This window comes from Streptomyces sp. VTCC 41912 (genome assembly GCF_045799175.1).
Taxonomy (GTDB): Bacteria; Actinomycetota; Actinomycetes; order Streptomycetales; family Streptomycetaceae; genus Streptomyces; species Streptomyces albulus_C.
This window is the reverse complement of record NZ_JBJMAB010000001.1, coordinates 69446-85153: the sequence shown is the minus strand read 5'-3', so window position 1 is coordinate 85153 and position 15708 is coordinate 69446. Positions and strand designations below refer to the sequence as shown.

The following is a 15708-nucleotide window of genomic DNA, read 5'->3' as shown; positions in this document are numbered from 1 at the left end:
GGTCACCCTACTGGCCGAGGCCCGCCCCCCTTCAACTTCCGGCCGACCGCCGCTCAGCCCACCGCCGCCGCCCGCACGCACAGCACGTCGGGTAGGTGGGCGGCGAGTTGCCGCCAGCTGTCGCCGTCGTCGGCGCTGGCGTAGAGCTCGCCGTTGCGGTTGCCGAAGTACACCCCCGCGGGGTCGGCGTCGTCGACGCAGAGGGCGTCCCGCAGCACCGTGCCGTAGTGGTCCTCGGCCGGCAGCCCGGCCTCCAGCGGCTCCCAGCTCGCGCCGGCGTCGCAGGTGCGGAAGACCCGGCAGCGGTGTCCGGCCGGGACCCGGTCGATGTCCGCGGTGATCGGGAAGAGGTAGGCGACGCCGGACCGGTGGGGGTGCGCGGCCACCGTGAAGCCGAAGTCCGAGGGCAGTCCGGAGCCGATGTCCGTCCAGCTCGCCCCGGCGTCGTCGCTGCGGTAGACGCCCCAGTGGTTCTGGAGGTAGAGCCGGTCGTGCTCGACCGGATCCGGCGCGATCTTGTGGACGCACTGCCCGAACTCGGGGTGCTGGTCGGGCAGGAAGACGGCCTTGACGCCCTTGTTGGACGGCGCCCAGCTGGCGCCGCCGTCGTGGCTGCGGAACACCCCGGCCGCGGAGACCGCGACGGTCACCGCGGCGGCGTCCCGCGGGTCGGTGACCACGGTGTGCACGGCCAGCCCGCCGCCGCCCGGCACCCACTTCGTGCGGCTGGGGTGCTCCCACAACGCCCGGACCAGCTCGAAGGTCTCGCCGCGGTCCGCGGACCGGAAGAGGCCGCCGGGCTCGGTGCCGGCGTACACCACCTCGGGCGCGGCGGGGCCCGCGGGGTGCAGCTGCCACACCCGCTCCAGCGAAGTGCCGGTGTGCTTCGGGTACGTGACGGCCGGTCGGGCCGGCTCGCGCCAGCTCTCGCCCAGGTCGTCGGAGTGGAAGACCGACGGGCCCCAGTGCGCGCTGTCGGCTCCGGCCAGCACCCGTGGCCGCGGACCACGGGTGTCGATCGCGAGGGAGTACACCGCCTGCGCGGGGAAGTGCGGGCCGCCCAACTGCCAGCCGCCGCGCCGCCGGCGGCCGAGGAACAAGCCTTTGCGGGTGCCCACCGCGAGGAGCACGTCTGTCATGCCGGAACACCTCCAAGACGCCGTTGTCTCAGCTGGTCGTCAGTGTGCACCCGGCCACTGACAACGGCGCGCCGGTCGGTGTCCGCGCAGGTCAGACGGCCCGGTGGTACTGCTGCGGGAGGTGCGTGGCGGCGCCGAGTTCGCGCGCCGCGTGCTGGGCGAAGCTCGGCGAGCGCAGCAGTTCCCGGCCGAGCAGCACCGCGTCGGCCTGGCCGTCCGCGACGATCTTCTCGGCCTGCCGGGCCTCGGTGATCAGGCCGACGGCGCCCACCGCGAGGCCGGCCTCCTTCTTGACCCGCTCGGCGAACGGCACCTGGTAGCCCGGTGCGACCGCGATCTTCGCGTCCGGGGCGTTGCCGCCGGTGGAGGTGTCCAACAGGTCGACGCCGTGCTCCCGCAGGTCGCCGGCGAACCGCACGGTCTCGTCGGCGGTCCAGCCCTCGCGGTCGTCGCTGGCGTCCTCGCTGAGCCAGTCCGTCGCCGAGATCCGGAAGAACACCGGCAGCTCGTCGGGCCAGACCGCGCGCACCGCGTCGACGACCTCCAGGGCCAGCCGCGTCCGGTTCTCGTACGAGCCGCCGTAGGCGTCGGTGCGCCGGTTGCTGTACGGGGAGAGGAACTGGTTGATCAGGTAGCCGTGCGCGCCGTGGATCTCGGCCACCTGGAAGCCGGCGGCCAGCGCCCGGCGAGCGGTCTCGGCGAACTTTTCGACCAGCTCGGCGATCTGCTCGCCGGTCAGCTCGGCGGGCGTGGTGTACCGCTCGTCGAACGCCACCGGGCTCGGGCCGACCGGCCGCCAGCCGTACTGCTCCTCGGGGCGCAGGGCGCGGCCGCGGTCCACCCAGGTGCGTTCGGTGGACGCCTTGCGGCCGGCGTGCGCGATCTGGATGCCGGGAACGCTGTTCTGGGCCTTGATCGCGTCGGTGATCCGACGGAACGCCGCCGTCTGGGTGTCGTTCCACAGCCCGAGGTCGTAGGGGCTGATCCGGCCTTCGGGGCTGACCGCGGTCGCCTCGGTCAGGATCAGGCCGGTGCCGCCGGCCGCCCGCGCCGCCAGGTGCTGGAAGTGCCAGTCGCCGGGCGCGCCCTCGGCCGGACCTTCGGGAGCCGCCGAGTATTGGCACATGGGCGCCATCCAGAGGCGGTTCGGGACGGTCAGCGACCGAAGGGTGAGGGGCTCGAAGAGTGCGCTCACGGCAGGCTCCTGTACCTGGACGGGGCGGGGCCGATCGACCCCACGTTCATACGATAGGCATCGTAGTACGGCAGGTGTCAAACTACGAAGGGTCTCGTACAATGGGGGCTTCGGAGGCTGCGGCGACCCCCTTCGGGCGCCTCACGTGCGAGCGCGCCGCCGGCCCAACAGAACCGCAGGTCAGGAGCCACCATGTCGACCGATACGCCAGCCGCCGGGCCCGTCTCGGGCGCCCGGTCGCTCCCGCATCCGGCCCGCGAGGAGATCCGGCTCGCCCAGGTCCTGCACGCCCTCGCCGACCCGATGCGCCTGCGGATCGTCTGCGCACTGGCCGCCGCCGAGGGCGAGTTGAACTGCGCGGACATCGAGCTCCCGGTCAGCAAGTCGACCTGCACGCACCACTTCCGGGTGCTGCGCGAGCACGGCGTGATCCAGCAGTTCTACCGCGGCACCGCCAAGATGAACGGCCTGCGCCGGGGCGACCTCGAAGCGCTGTTCCCGGGCCTGATCGACGGCGTGCTGCGGGCCGCCGGCCTCCAGGAGCGCCGCCTCGGCGAGCTCTGAACGGGCCGGCGCCCGACGCGCCGTCCCCGAGGCGCGCGTGCCTGCCCGCCCGGACCTGCCCGGGCGGTGAACTCCCGCCCGGCGGGAGGGAGTTCACCCGGGGCGACTCAACGCCCCACCATCACCGACCGCGCGGCACGCAACAGCTCCGTCCAGTCCGCCAGCTTGACCGTGCCGCGCCCCAGGCCGCGCCCCCACTGCGCTTCCGCCGCCTCGATGGCCAGCCACCCCCGCCAGGGCACCGGCCGCGCCCCGGCCCGCTCCAGTGCCGCCACCGGGTCCACCGCGACCGTCCGCCGGGCCAGTCGCGCCGCGTCCGCCAGCAGGGAGGTCGCGGTCTCCTTCGCGCACGGGCGGTTGGTGCCGATCACCCCCGTCGGGCCGCGCTTGATCCACCCCGCCACGTAGACCCCCGGGTACGGCTCCCCGTCCCGCAGCACCCGCCCGGCCGCGTGCGGCACGGTGCCCGTCGTCTCGTCGAACGGCAGACCCGGCTGCGGCGAGCCCCGGTAGCCGACCGAGCGCAGCACCAACTGCCCCTCGATCTCCTCGTACTCGCCCGTTCCCGTGACCCCGCCGCGCCCGTCGGGCACGGTCCGCTCGAACCGCACCGCGCGCACCCCGGCGGCCGGATCCCCGAGGAGCTCCACGGGCCGCAGGAAGAACCGCAGGTGGATCCGGCGGGCCCGGCCCATCCCCGCCGCCCGCTCCACCGGCCGCTCGGCCCAGTCGCGCAGCACCTCGACGTTCCGCCGCACCGGGGCCGGCAGCCCGGCCGGATCGCGAAACGCCGGGTCCAGCGCCAACTCCTCGGGGTGGACGAGTACCTGCGTGCCGGGCAGCGCCCCCAGCTCCCGCAGCTCCTTGGTGGTGAACTTGGCCTGCGAGGGGCCGCGCCGCCCCACCATCCACACGTCCTCGACCCGGCTGTCGGCGAGCGCCCCGAGCGCGCCCTGAGGCATGTCGGTGGCGGCGAGTTCGGCGGGGCCTCGGGACAGCATCCGGGCCACGTCCACCGCCACGTTGCCCACCCCGATGACCACCGCCGAACGGGCGGTCAGCGCGAAGCCGTCGGCCGCCGCGTCCGGGTGCGCGCTGTACCAGGCGACGAAGTCCGTCGCCGGGTGGCTGCCCGGCAGCTCCTCGCCGGGGACGTTCAGGTGCCGGTCGGTGGCGGCCCCCACGCAGAACACCACGGCGTGGAACAGCTCCCGCAACTCCCGCAGCCCCACCCCGGCGTCGCCCACCGCGACGTTCCCCAGGAAGTGCACCCGGGGGTGCTCCAGCACCGTCCGCAGGTTGTTCTGCAGCGACTTGATCTTCTCGTGATCGGGTGCCACGCCGTAGCGCACCAGGCCGTACGGACAGGGCAGCCGGTCCAGGACGTAGACCTCGATGTCCGGGACGGCTTCCTGCTCGACCAGCGTTTGGGCGGTGTAGACACCGCTCGGTCCGGAACCGATCACTGCGACACGAAGCACGGGTGGCCCCTTCCGCGGAGTACCCCCAGCATCGCACCGGCGGGCGTGCGGCGGGAGAGCTGCGCTATCGGGGTTGCTCCCGGTCCGCTGAGCGTGCCGCGCCCCGTGGCCGGGTGAGCGGGGGGCTAGGTTTTGTTTGTGTCGGAAAGTGAGTTTTATACCGATAACCACCGATATAAAGCGCAGGGCGGGGCATTGGAGTGGCCCGATTGGGAGCTTCAGGCGCATGGCTCGGCCGCGTCCGAACTGGGCCCCTGGTTCAGCGCCCGGCTGACCTTCCCCCACGGGGCCCGCGTCGACGTCCTGGTGACGGCCACCGGCGACCGCCTCACCGTCGAGGACGTCCGCGCCGACCCGCCCCTGACACTGGACGCCCTCGCCTCCCTCGCGCACTGGATCGAGGGCCCCCTCGACGACGCGTGCCGCGCGGCCACCGGACGCCCGCCCAAGGACCGCCCCGGCGCCGTCGCACCGTCGGGCCCGGCACCCGGACCGCCCCCCCGCGCCTCCGTGGGGGAAGCCGGCCCGGCCCGGCCCCGGGAGGCCCGCGCGGAAACCGCCCCACCGAAGGGCGCGGTCGTGCGCGGCGCAGGCCGCCTCTGCGGTACGGACGCCGCACCCGCGGTCGGGAGCCCGGCGGCCGGGACCGCCGAGGCGCCGGCGACCACCCCGACCGACGGCACCTCCGACGCCGTCGCGCCCCCGGCGCCGGACGCCGCAGCGGCGCCGGAACCCGGCCCGCCCGCCACCGAGGACGGCCCCGCCGCCCAGGAACCGGCGGCGACCCCGCCGCCCGCCGCCCGTTCGGCCGTTCTCGTGCGCTCGCGCGCCGGCGAACGCCGCAAGATCGCCGCGGCCGCCTACCGCGAGGCCCAGCAGGAGGGGCGGGACCCCGTCCTGGCCGTCATGAACGCCACCGGCCGCAACCGGCGCCGGGCCCTCCGCCTGATCGCCGGCGCCCGCGACGCCGGCCTGCTGACGCCGCGGCACAACAAGCGCTAGCGGGGCCGGTCGCGGCCGGTCCGGCGGCGGACGGCCGGGCGTGGCGTGCCGGCCCACGGGCGGGGCGCGACGGGCGGAGGTGCGACGGCGGGGCGGTGCCCGGTTCGCCGTCGCCGCGCCTCATCCGGCCGGACGCCCCTGCGTCACCGCGTTCTCGGACGGCGGCTCGCCCGGTGGCACGCCCATCTCCCAGGCCAGCCCGTACCGCTGGAACAACTCGGTGCGCAGCCGTACCCGGGGCATCTGCGCCCCCGGGAGCAGCATGGGCACCACCGACCCCATGAGCAGGGCCCGCAGCAGCGGGTAGTCGGTGTCCGGGTCCGCCGACCCGTAGGCCACCACCGTCTCGCGCAGCAACTCGGCGAGCCGCTGCTGCTCCGGGCATTGGATGAACCCCGGGGACGTGAGGATGCCGGCCATGTGCGTCCGCATCAGCAGCGGCTCGTCGTGCGCCAGCCCCAGGATCGCGTCGATGGCCCGGGCCATCAGCTCCCGCCCGGCGTCCGGTCCGGTCGGCCGCGGCTGCCGCTCCAGCGCGGCCTGGAGGGTGCGGTGCATCAGCCGGTGCACCGCCGACTGCAGCAGTTGGTGCTTGCTCGGGAAGTAGTACGAGATCAGACCGCGCGCCGCCCCCGCGCGCCGGGCGATGTCGCCGAGCGTCGTGGCCTCGTATCCGTGCTCGCCCACCAGCTCGACCGTCGCCTGTAGCAGTCGCTCGCGGGAACGCCGCCGCAATTCTTCATTGACCGATGCGCTGCGGGGGGACATCCTGTAACTCCTGCGTTGACTGGCTGAGAGCCAATATACTCAGCACAGGATCGGATGCCCGCCCGCCAGGGCGGCAAATCCGGTCAGGCTGCCTGATTCGGGCGACGCGGGGGATCGCCCGAATCGGGTGGACGCGGGGCCGGGGTCGACCTCGTGGCCGGCGTCTTCGCAGGCCGAGGGGCCGGCCCCGGTGCGCGTCGGACGGCGGCTTCTCCACGGAGCCCCGCCTCGTGGGGCGGACCGGTGCTGACGAAGGGTTGCCGGTGCGCGCCCGCGTCGTACGTTCCCGGGTCCCGGTCGGTGGTTCCGGCAATTGTCGGAGAGCGACGGCCCGCATCCGTGGTTCCGTCGGGAGTGCGTTCCCGGGCGCTGTTCGAGAGGGTCCCGGACGCCGCGGGCGTCCCTGCGTGGTGCGCCCTGTCTTCCACGTCCTCCCGGCGCACGCGTGCGCGCGAAAAGCGCGCAAGTCCTCCCCGGCGTCGATGAGGGCGGAGCGTGCCGAGGTCGCTGCGGGACGGACAATCCCGTGCCCGTGGAGTTCTGCGGAAATTACCAGTCGGACGGCTGGTATTGGCGCGGATCGACGGGCTTCCGTAATGGCTGACGGTGATGCCCCTTCTCGGGCGGGTACTTCGGCCGTTCTTTGGGCGGGTGGGGGTGCGAGGGAGGCTTGGTGTCCTGCGCGCCAGTGGCTCGTTTTTCTACGGGCGGGGTGCGGCGCGGGGGCGGTGTTCCGCGGATAGGCGGGGTGTCATGTCGACGGCGGTTTTATGCCGGCGGGTTGTCGGCTCGGGCCTGAGGTGCGGAGCGTGCCGGACCAGGGACACGGTCGGGGCGAGAAGGGCGCCGAGGGTGTGCTCGGCTCGGCCGTGGACGTGCCGTAACGGCGGGCGTGGAGCGCGCCGCACGTCCCGGGCCCGCGCTGTCCCGAATCAGCCGAAAGCGGAGAGCGAGGCGGGCGGGAAATCCCCTGGGAGACTTGCCGCTTTGCGGGGCGCGGAGAAGAACGAGGGAACGGATCGCGCCAGTTGGACGTGAGTGACTTGACCATCTCTTGATCATTATCCGGAGTCCGGAGAGAATCACGTCAGCATCGTCCCACCGCGTCGGCCTTACCAGAGGTGTGCCCTACCCCATTCCCGCCCCCACATTTCCTACTGGTTCACCGACGGTTTAGCCGACCGGAAAATCCTTGCCGCATCGGTTGTTCCCGCGCTCACCCACGGCGTGGGACCTGTCAGGAAACCCATGCCAGTGAAGCGCATATCCGTAACCGTCCACACGTCCGATCCGCTGACCGAAACCGGAATTCTCAGTTTCCTACGCGACGATCCCTGCCTCGAAGTCATCGGCCGCGAGGAGACCCCTGCCGGTGGCGTCGCCGTCGTCCTCACCGGCCGTCTGCACGAGTTGGCGGCGACCAAACTGCGCCGGTTGTCGCGCAGTACCGACCAGGCCGTCGTGCTCATCGCCGAACGACTGCGGGAGCCGGAGATGATGGCCGTCGTCGAGTGCGGGGTACGGGTGGTCGTCTGGCGTCACCAGGCCACCGCCCCCCGGCTGGTGGAGGCGATCCACACCGCCGCGCGCGGCGAGAGCCAGATCCCGCCGGACCTGCTGGGCCGCGTGCTGGCGCAGACCAGCCGCCTGTACCGGCACACGATGAGCGACGGCGACCAGCCACCGACGCTGGGGCTCACGCCCCGGGAGGTGGACGTCATCAAGCTCGTCGCGGAGGGGCTGGGCACCCGTGAGATCGCGGACCGGCTGGCCTATTCGGAACGGACGGTCAAGAACGTCCTGCACGCGATGATGACCCGCATGCACCTGCGCAACCGGGCCCACGCGGTCGCCTACGCCCTCCGGGAGGGCCACATCTGAGCGGTCGTCGATCCCGGTTCGCCGGGGCCGGGGGCGCGCAGCCAGGCGGCGGTGTCGGGCGGCAGGCCGCGGTCGGGAACGGGACCGCTGGCGAGGAGCAGGGCGTGCTCCGCGGGCAGGGCGACCGGCCGCTCCCCGAAGTTGACCACGCACAGCAGGTCGCCGCGCCGGAAGGCGAGGACGTCGGGCCCGCTGGGCAGCCACCGCATCGGGGCGTCCGGCGCGGCCGGGCCCGTGCGGCGCAGCCGCAGGGCGGCGCGGTACAGCTCCAGCATCGAATCCGCGGCACCGTCCTGGGCCGCCACCGTCAGGTCGCTCCACCGCTCGGGTTGCGGCAGCCAGGGCTCGGTGCCGTCCGGGGCGAAGCCGAACGGCGGGGCGGTGCCGGACCAGGGGAGCGGGACCCGGCAGCCGTCGCGCCCCGGGTCGGTGCCGCCGGAGCGGAAGTGGATCGGGTCGCGCAGCCGGTCCGCGGGGAGGTCCTCGACCTCCGGCAGGCCCAGTTCCTCGCCCTGGTAGAGGTAGACGGAGCCGGGCAGGGCCAGCGTGAGCAGGGCGGCGGCCCGGGCGCGGCGGGTCCCCAGGGACAGGTCGGTGGGGATGCCGTGGGTCTTGGCGGTGAGGTCGAACGAGGTGTCGGCGCGGCCGTAGCGGGTGACGGTGCGCGTCACGTCGTGGTTGCACAGCACCCAGGTCGCGGGGGCGCCGACGCCCGCGTGGGTGGTGAGGGTGGCGTCGATGCGGGCGCGCAGCGGTCCGGCGGCCCACGGGCTGCTCAGGAAGTCGAAGTTGAAGGCGGTGTGGAGTTCTGCGGGGCGCAGGTAGCGGGCGAACCGCTCGGGGGCGTCGGGCAGCCAGAGCTCGCCGACCAGGACGCGTGGGTCCGGGTAGGAGTCGGCGAGGGCGCGCCACGAGCGGTACAGGTCGTGGAGCTCGTCGCGGTCGATGTAGGGGTGCGGCCGGGGGGTGTCCGTCAGGTCGGGCAGGTCCGGGTCCTTGGCCAGGGCGATCGCGGTGTCGACGCGCACGCCGGCGGCGCCCCGGTCGAACCAGAAGCGCAGCACGGCCTCGTACTCCGACCTGACCTCGGGGTGGCTCCAGTTGAGGTCGGGCTGCTCCGGGGTGAACAGGTGCAGGTACCACTCGCCGGGGGTGCCGTCGGGGGTGGCGGTGCGGGTCCAGGCGGGGCCGCCGAACTCGGAGGTCCAGTTGTTGGGCGGCTCCTGGCCGCCCGGGCCGCGGCCCGGGCGGAAGTGGAACAGGGCGCGCTCGGGGCTGCCGGGGGGCGCGGCGAGCGCCGCGCGGAACCACGGGTGGGCGCTGGAGACGTGGTTGGGCACGACGTCGACGAGGGTGCGCAACCCCAACTCGCGCGCCGCGGCGATGAGCCGCTCGGCCTCGTCGAGGGTCCCGAAGTCGGGGTGGATGCCGCGGTAGTCCGCCACGTCGTAGCCGCCGTCGGCCATCGGGGAGGGGTACCAGGGCGTGAACCACAGTGCGTCGACGCCCAGTTGGGCCAGGTACGGCAGGCGGTCCAGGACGCCGGCGAGGTCGCCGGTGCCGTCGCCGTTCCCGTCGGCGAAGCTGCGCGGGTACACCTGGTAGATGACCGCGTGGCGCCACCAGCCGGCCCCGGGGGCGGACCCCGTCGGGAGGGCGTCCTGCGCCGTGGTGGTCGGCGCCCCGGGCGGGGTCCCGGGGCTCATCGGGCGGTCCACGGCGGGCGGCTCAGGTCCACGGCCCACAGGCCGGGCAGCACGTGGTCGGCCGCGGAGTAGTCCAGGGAACGGGTCAGCCCGGTGGGGACGGCGGTCACGGTGATCCCGGCGGCCCGCGCGGCGGCGACCCCGGTCAGCGAGTCCTCGAAGGCGACGCAGCGCGCCGGCGGTACGCCGAGCCGGGCCGCGGCCGCCAAGTAGACGGCGGGATCGGGCTTGCGGCGCGGCACCTCGTCGCCGCCCACCACGGTGTCGACGTACTCCTCGATGCCGAAGTGGCCCAGCCAGCGCCGCACCCACTCGGCGTCGGCGGCCGAGGCGACGGCCACCGGCAGCCCGGCGGCGCGCAGCCGCGTCAGCAACTCCCGCACGCCCGGCAGGAGGCGGACGTGCTCCGGGGTCATGAAGCGCTCCCACAGCTGCGACAGGCGCTCCTGGAGCGCCGCGTGGCCGCCCGGACCGGTCGTGCCGCGGTCCGCGGAGTGCGACGGGCCCGATCCGGCCGGTGCGCCGACGGAGTCCAGCAGGACGTCGAACAGGCGCGGGTAGCCGTCCGGCCGCCCGCACACCTCCTGCGCCCACATCCGTGCGGGCAGGGTCGCGCCGTGCTCCTCGAACAGGGCCGAGCAGGCCAGGTAGTCGGGCCGGATCGTGTCGACCAGGATGCCGTCGTGGTCGAAGACGACCGCCTCGGCCGCGTACCGCGCGGACGGCTGCGGAGCCTCGGGGGAGGGCGTGGGGGAGTGGGTCACGGCGGTCACAGCTCCCGGACGATGCGGGCGGGGTTGCCGACGGCGAGCACCTTCGGCGGGAGGTCCTTGGTGACGACGCTGCCGGCGCCCACCACGGTGTCCGCGCCGATCGTCACGCCCGGCAGGACGGTCACGCCGCCGCCGAGCCAGACCCGGTCCCCCACGGCGATGGGCTTGGCGTACTCCCACATGGTGCGGCGCAGGTCGGGGTCGAAGGGGTGGTTGGCGGTGAAGAGCTGGCAGCGGGGGGCGACCAGGACGTCCGCGCCGAGGGTGATGGGGGCGCAGTCCAGCATCATCACGTCGAAGTTGACCCTCGTCCTGGGGCCGAGCTCGATGAAGAACCCGAACTCGCACAGGAAGCGGGGCATCACCCAGCCGCCCGGTTCGATGCGGCCCAGCAGGTCGCCCAGGAGCCGCTCGCGGGTGCGGACGTCGCCGAGCGCGGTGCTGTTGACCTGGTCCAGCAGCTCCATGCAGCGCTGGCGGTAGGGGAGCAGGTCGGGGTCGTGGGCCGAGTACAGCTCACCGCTGGCGAGCCGGGCCTTGATCCGGTCCAGTGCGGCGTCCTGGGCACCGGTGGACGGCTCGGTGGCCGTGGTCGGCCCGGGGCGCGCCGCCGGTGGCGTGGGGAGGCCGGGGGCGGGCGGGGTGTCGGGGGGCGTCGGTTTCATCGGGTGCGGGGTGCCTTTCTGCGGGCGGGCGTCCGGGCCGCTCAGTGACGGCGCAGCCGGAGGGTGATCGGCCGGTGGTCGGAGGCCGCCGGCCGCTCGCCCTGCGGGTGCAGCCGGGGGTCGTCCAGGGCCCGGTACGCGATCAGGTCCGGGGCGAGGGAGGGGGTCAGCAGGAACAGGTCGATGCGCCGGGGCGCCTCGCCCGGCGGGTGGAAGCCGAACGTCGGGGACCGGTCGCCGCGGTGGGCGCCCGCGTCGACGAACAGCGGTTCCTCCGCGGTGCCGAGCAGGCGCCGCAGCGGGGCCCGGTCCGCCTGGTCCTCGCCGGGCACCGTGTGGTCGGCGCGCCGGTGGCGGGGCGCGGTGGACCAGTCCGGCTCGGGGTCCCCCGGCGGCACCGTGTTGGCGTCCATGGCCAGCAGCGTGGGGTGGGGCGCCTCGGGGTCGGCGTACTGGCGCAGGTGGTCGGATTCGATGCGCCGGTTCGTCGCGCTGAACGGGTCGAGGTGGGCCACGACGAACCGCACGGGCGCCGACCGGCCGGGCAGCCGCAAGGTGGCGCTGCCGTGGCCGTGCCACTGGGCGAGTTCCGGCGCGACCTCCTCCACCGCGACCAGGTCCACGTCGTGCTGCCAGAACACGGCCAGGTTGCAGCCGGTCTTGGCGGGGAAGAGCACGCCGTCCATGTCGAGGGCGGACTTGGCGTCCTCGAAGAAGGCACGGTCGTTGAACTGCCAGGCCCACCCCTCGGTGGTCATCAGCACCCGGGGGCGGTGCTCCCGCACCAGGTCCCGTTGCAGGTGCCAGCGTTCGTCGCGGCCGTAGTGGCGGTCGACGCCCGCTTCGTAGAGGTTCCAGAACATCACCAGGTCGTCGGCGCCGGCCGCGTCCCGGCCCGGCTCTTCGGGGTGGCTCATTTGATGCCCACGACCATGGACTCGGGGCCTTCCAGGTGCTCGACGTACGTCTGGGAGAAGCCCGCCTCGCGCAGCCACGCCCGGCACTCGGCGCCGGTGTAGTCGAAGCCGCCGGGGACCTCGGCGTGCATGATGAGGCTGAGGATCAGCCCGATGGCGTTGCTGCGCCGCTCGTCGTCGATGAGCGTCTCGTAGACCAGTACCGCCCCGCCGTCCGGCAGCGCCCGGTGGGCGGCGCGCAGCAGCCGCAGCTTCTCCTCCTGCCCCCAGTTGTGCAGGACGTGGCCGAAGACCAGCACGTCGGCGGAGGGGAGCGGGTCGTGGAAGAAGTCGCCCTCCTGGAAGGTGACGCGGTCGGCGACCCCGAGGCGTTCGGTGTACTCCGCGAAGCCCGCCCGCGCCGGGGGCAGGTCGAAGCCGACGGCGGTCAGGTGGGGGTGACGGGCCAGGACGTGGCCGGGCAACGCGCCCTCGGCGCACCCGATGTCGGCCAGCGAACGGTAGCGCTCCCAGGGGAACTTCTCCGCGATGGCCCGCGCCGGGCCCATGCTGAGCGCGGTCATGTCCTTCTGGAAGGCGCGCACCGAGTCCGACGCGGCGTACATGGCCCGGTAGAAGTCCCGGCCGTCCCGGGCCTGACGGGCGGCCCGGCCGGTGCGCAGCACCTCGGTGAGGTCGTCGGCCAGGCCGGCGCACTGGGTGAGGAAGCTGCCGCCGAGGTAGCTCGCCGGCCGGTGGCGGTCCAAGTACTCCGCCGCCTCGGGTGCGTTGGCGTACCGGTCGTCGGAGCGCACCAGCAGCCCGAGGGCCACCAGGGCGTCGAAGAAGTCGGTGGCGGGCCGCGGGTGCAGGCCCAGCCGGTCGCGGAGCACGGGGCCGGGCAGCGGCTCCTTGGCCAGTTCGGTGAAGACCCCGACCTCGACGGCGCTGAGCATCGTCTTGGTCTTCCAGTGGGCCCACATCAGGTCGGTGACGGGCTGCGGTGAGGTCATGGGGAGGTCTCCAGTTCGTTGTGGGGCGCCGGTCGCGGTGCCGGGGGCACGGGCCTGCGGGCCAGGCGGGCGGCGACGGCGATGGTCAGACCGCACAGCAGCGTCAGACCGGCGAGCGCGAGGGGGATCGTGGCCCGGCTGCCGGGGGCCGCCGCCAGGCCGATGAGGTAGGGCAGGACGGTGCTGCCGACGAGGTTGGCCACCAGCAGTGCGGAGTTGACCCGATGGGGATCGGGCAGCAGGGCGTTCGCCCAGGCCAGCGCGGTGGGGAAGACCGCGGCCAGGGCCAGCCCGGCCAGTCCGTACGCCACCGGCGCCAGGGAGCCGAGCAGGGTGGCGGCCAGCGCCCCGGTGGCGGCGAGCAGGCACAGGCCGATCAGCCGGGGGTGGTGGAGCCGGCGCGCCGCCACCGGCAGGACCAGCCGGCCGACGGTGAGCCCGGCCCAGAACAGTGCCGTGGCCCGCGCCGCGTCGGCCGGTGCGTATCCGGAGGAGGTCAGGTGGGTCGACTCCAGCGCGCCGATCCCGGCCTCGACGCCCGCGTACAGCAGCGCCAGGAGGGCGAGGACGGCGAGCAGCGGGCCCGACGGGCGCCGGGCGGCGGCCCCCTCGGGACGGTCGACGGGCTCCCCGGTGGCCGCCGCGGCCCGGAACAGCAGTAGGGACAGTGCGCCGGCGACCAGCAGCAGTCCGGACGTCCCGCCCCACTGGCCCACCAGCAGCGGGCCGACCGTGGCCCCCGCGCCGAAGCAGGCGTGCAGCACGTTGAGCAGCAACGCCGGCCGGGGCCGGGAGGGGTGGGCGAAGTAGCTGTTCAGGTGCAGGATCAGCCCGCCGTAGCCGGCACCGGCGACCAGGGCGAAGCCGCACAGCAGGCCCCAGGTCGGCGCCAGGGCCATGCCCGCGCTGCTGCCCGCGAACGCCAGCAGCAGGGCGGGCGGCAGCGCCCGGCCCAGCAGGCGGCGGGGGCCGATCCCGCAGAGGACGATGGCGAGCAGCGCGCCGAGGTTGTAGAGCACGACCAGTTCGGTGCCGCTGCCGTCGTCCAGCCCGTAGGCCGACCGCAGCAGCGGCAGCGCCGCCCCCAGCGCGCCGGTGACCACACCGAGGAGCAGGGAGAGCGCCAGCGCCGCCGCGATCAGCGGGTCGCGCCCGGGCCGGGGGGTGCGCCGGGTCACCGGCGGTCGCCCAGCGGCACGGGGCTCAGGTGCAGCGGCCCGAAGAGGGCCGCCGCGGACGGCGAGAAGGGCGCCTGGACGAACACGCCGAGCCGCAGCTCCGGGTCCGCGAAGCCGTGGAAGGTGCGGACGAACCGCCAGTCCTCCTGCGGCCGTTGGCGGAAGAGGACCGCGTGCCGACGGCCCTCGCGGGTCACCAGCAGCTCGGCGGCGGGGCCGTCCAACGCGGGGCCCATGGCCTCGTCGGACGCCGGGCGGGACAGTACGGTGACCACCGCCCAGCCACCGGCCTTGGTGCGCTCCACGCACACCTTCAGCCAGCCGTCGCCGCCGTGCAGCGCCAGGCCCGCCGCGTCCCCGAACGCCGAACCCTCGACGCTGATCCGGGTCCGGGCGGTGAAGTCGCCGGTGACGGTCCGTTGCAGCAACGGCAGGGAGTCGGCCTGGTACGAGCCGGGCAGGGCGTACAGGTCCGCTCCGCCCGGGGCCTCGATGTGCAGGGACTCCCCGGTGCGCGACCAGGACCGCGGCCGGCCCCGCCACTGCCAGCCGGCCCCGGCCCCGGCGTCGGAGGCGTCGCCGACTCCGACGCCGGGCCACGGTGCTGTGGTGCCGAGCGTCACGGGGCCGTCATCCCGCCGTCGACGCTGATCGCCTGACCGGTGACCTTGGTCGCCCCGGCCAGGTACACCACCAGCTCCGCGAGGTCCTTGGGGGTTTGGAACTCGCGCTGGGGGATCATCGACCGCATCCGCTCCCAGCACTCGTCCTCGGTCTCGCCGGGCCGGACGAACTCCGAGAGCAGGTAGCGCCACATGTTGGAGCGGACGATGCCGGGGCAGACGGCGTTGACGCGGATGCCGTCGCGGGCGACCTCCTGGGCCAGCGCCGCGGTGAAGCCGACCACCCCGAACTTGCCGGCGCAGTAGTGCGCGACCTTGGCGAACCCCGAACGGCCCGACACCGACGAGAAGTTGATGATGGCACCGCCGCCGGAGTCGCGCAGCAGCGGCACGGCGTGCTTCGACGACAGGAAGACGCCGTCGAGGTTGCCGGACACCACGCGCTGGAACTCGGCCAGTTCCATCCTCTCCACCGGGCAGACGTGGGTGACGCCGAAGGCGTTGACGACCACGTCCAGGCGGCCGGCCTGCTCGGCGAGGCCCGCGTACAGCCGACTGACCTGGTCCTCGTCGGTGGCGTCCGCCTGCGCCGCGGTGACCTGGAGTCCCTCCTCGGTCAGCCGGGCGGCGAGCTTCTGGGCGTCGGCGTATCCGCTGACCTGCGTGGACTGGTAGTGGTTGTACTGCGAGGGCAGGGTGTCGGTGTCGGCGACCACGACGCGCGCCCCGCGCCGGGCGAGCTCCTCGACCACGGCCGAGCCGATGCCCCGGCCACCCCCCACGACCAGCGCCACCTTGTCGGCGAATCCCGTTGCGAAGTCCAT

Annotated in this window: 15 protein-coding genes; 3 read left to right on the top strand and 12 right to left on the bottom strand. The window is 74.3% G+C overall.

What is annotated here, in order from left to right; all coding sequences use genetic code 11:
* Positions 1-53: 53 nt before the first annotated feature.
* Together ACJ6WD_RS00390 and ACJ6WD_RS00385 are read right to left on the bottom strand one after the other, a co-directional pair.
* Positions 54-1139 (bottom strand): WD40/YVTN/BNR-like repeat-containing protein, encoded by a 1086-nt coding sequence (locus tag ACJ6WD_RS00390; RefSeq protein WP_407614902.1) that lies wholly within the window; start codon positions 1137-1139, stop codon positions 54-56.
* Between the two features lie 91 nt (positions 1140-1230).
* On the bottom strand, positions 1231-2334 hold the full coding sequence (locus tag ACJ6WD_RS00385) for an NADH:flavin oxidoreductase/NADH oxidase (RefSeq protein ID WP_233656679.1): 1104 nt from the start codon (positions 2332-2334) through the stop codon (positions 1231-1233).
* A 192-nt stretch (positions 2335-2526) separates the two neighbouring features.
* Between ACJ6WD_RS00385 and ACJ6WD_RS00380 the strand changes: the two genes are divergently transcribed.
* A complete protein-coding gene (locus tag ACJ6WD_RS00380; RefSeq protein WP_233656680.1) occupies positions 2527-2898 on the top strand; it encodes a helix-turn-helix transcriptional regulator in 372 nt (123 codons plus the stop codon).
* A gap of 107 nt (positions 2899-3005) precedes the next feature.
* Here the strand turns inward: ACJ6WD_RS00380 and ACJ6WD_RS00375 are convergent, their stop codons facing one another.
* A complete protein-coding gene (locus ACJ6WD_RS00375; RefSeq protein ID WP_407614901.1) occupies positions 3006-4379 on the bottom strand; it encodes an FAD-dependent oxidoreductase in 1374 nt (457 codons plus the stop codon).
* A 195-nt stretch (positions 4380-4574) separates the two neighbouring features.
* Between ACJ6WD_RS00375 and ACJ6WD_RS00370 the strand changes: the two genes are divergently transcribed.
* A complete protein-coding gene (locus ACJ6WD_RS00370; RefSeq protein WP_407614900.1) occupies positions 4575-5381 on the top strand; it encodes a DUF6214 family protein in 807 nt (268 codons plus the stop codon).
* Between the two features lie 120 nt (positions 5382-5501).
* On the opposite strand, the gene ACJ6WD_RS00365 is transcribed toward ACJ6WD_RS00370, so the two are convergent.
* Positions 5502-6149: a TetR/AcrR family transcriptional regulator gene (locus ACJ6WD_RS00365; RefSeq protein WP_376438286.1), complete on the bottom strand. Its 648-nt coding sequence runs from the start codon at positions 6147-6149 to the stop codon at positions 5502-5504.
* Between the two features lie 1248 nt (positions 6150-7397).
* Here ACJ6WD_RS00365 and ACJ6WD_RS00360 point away from each other — a divergent pair.
* The gene (locus ACJ6WD_RS00360; protein ID WP_407614899.1) at positions 7398-8030 is read left to right on the top strand and encodes a response regulator transcription factor; all 633 of its coding nucleotides are present in this window, start codon (positions 7398-7400) and stop codon (positions 8028-8030) included.
* Here the strand turns inward: ACJ6WD_RS00360 and ACJ6WD_RS00355 are convergent.
* Genes ACJ6WD_RS00355 through ACJ6WD_RS00320 form a run of 8 tightly spaced genes read right to left on the bottom strand, consistent with a single transcriptional unit; the run spans position 8003 to position 15708 of the window.
* Complete coding sequence (locus ACJ6WD_RS00355; protein ID WP_407614898.1) at positions 8003-9736, bottom strand: glycoside hydrolase family 13 protein; 1734 nt, start codon at positions 9734-9736, stop codon at positions 8003-8005. The genes ACJ6WD_RS00360 and ACJ6WD_RS00355 overlap by 28 nt on opposite strands.
* On the bottom strand, positions 9733-10500 hold the full coding sequence (locus ACJ6WD_RS00350) for an HAD-IA family hydrolase (RefSeq protein WP_331249613.1): 768 nt from the start codon (positions 10498-10500) through the stop codon (positions 9733-9735). Before ACJ6WD_RS00350 ends, ACJ6WD_RS00355 begins: the two co-directional genes overlap by 4 nt.
* A gap of 5 nt (positions 10501-10505) precedes the next feature.
* Positions 10506-11174, bottom strand: coding sequence for a sugar O-acetyltransferase (locus tag ACJ6WD_RS00345; protein ID WP_376436008.1), 669 nt, complete (start codon positions 11172-11174; stop codon positions 10506-10508).
* A gap of 41 nt (positions 11175-11215) precedes the next feature.
* The gene (locus tag ACJ6WD_RS00340; RefSeq protein ID WP_233656687.1) at positions 11216-12091 is read right to left on the bottom strand and encodes an endonuclease/exonuclease/phosphatase family protein; all 876 of its coding nucleotides are present in this window, start codon (positions 12089-12091) and stop codon (positions 11216-11218) included.
* Complete coding sequence (locus tag ACJ6WD_RS00335) at positions 12088-13083, bottom strand: methyltransferase (protein WP_016576035.1); 996 nt, start codon at positions 13081-13083, stop codon at positions 12088-12090. The genes ACJ6WD_RS00340 and ACJ6WD_RS00335 overlap by 4 nt, the downstream gene beginning before the upstream one ends.
* Entirely contained in the window at positions 13080-14261 is a 1182-nt protein-coding gene (locus tag ACJ6WD_RS00330) for a sugar MFS transporter (protein WP_233656688.1), read from the bottom strand. The genes ACJ6WD_RS00335 and ACJ6WD_RS00330 overlap by 4 nt, the downstream gene beginning before the upstream one ends.
* Positions 14258-14884 carry a DUF1349 domain-containing protein gene (locus ACJ6WD_RS00325; protein ID WP_233656689.1) on the bottom strand — a complete coding sequence of 209 codons (627 nt, stop codon included), beginning with the start codon at positions 14882-14884 and terminating at the stop codon, positions 14258-14260. Before ACJ6WD_RS00325 ends, ACJ6WD_RS00330 begins: the two co-directional genes overlap by 4 nt.
* Positions 14881-15708: an SDR family NAD(P)-dependent oxidoreductase gene (locus tag ACJ6WD_RS00320; protein ID WP_376435996.1), complete on the bottom strand. Its 828-nt coding sequence runs from the start codon at positions 15706-15708 to the stop codon at positions 14881-14883. The genes ACJ6WD_RS00325 and ACJ6WD_RS00320 overlap by 4 nt, the downstream gene beginning before the upstream one ends.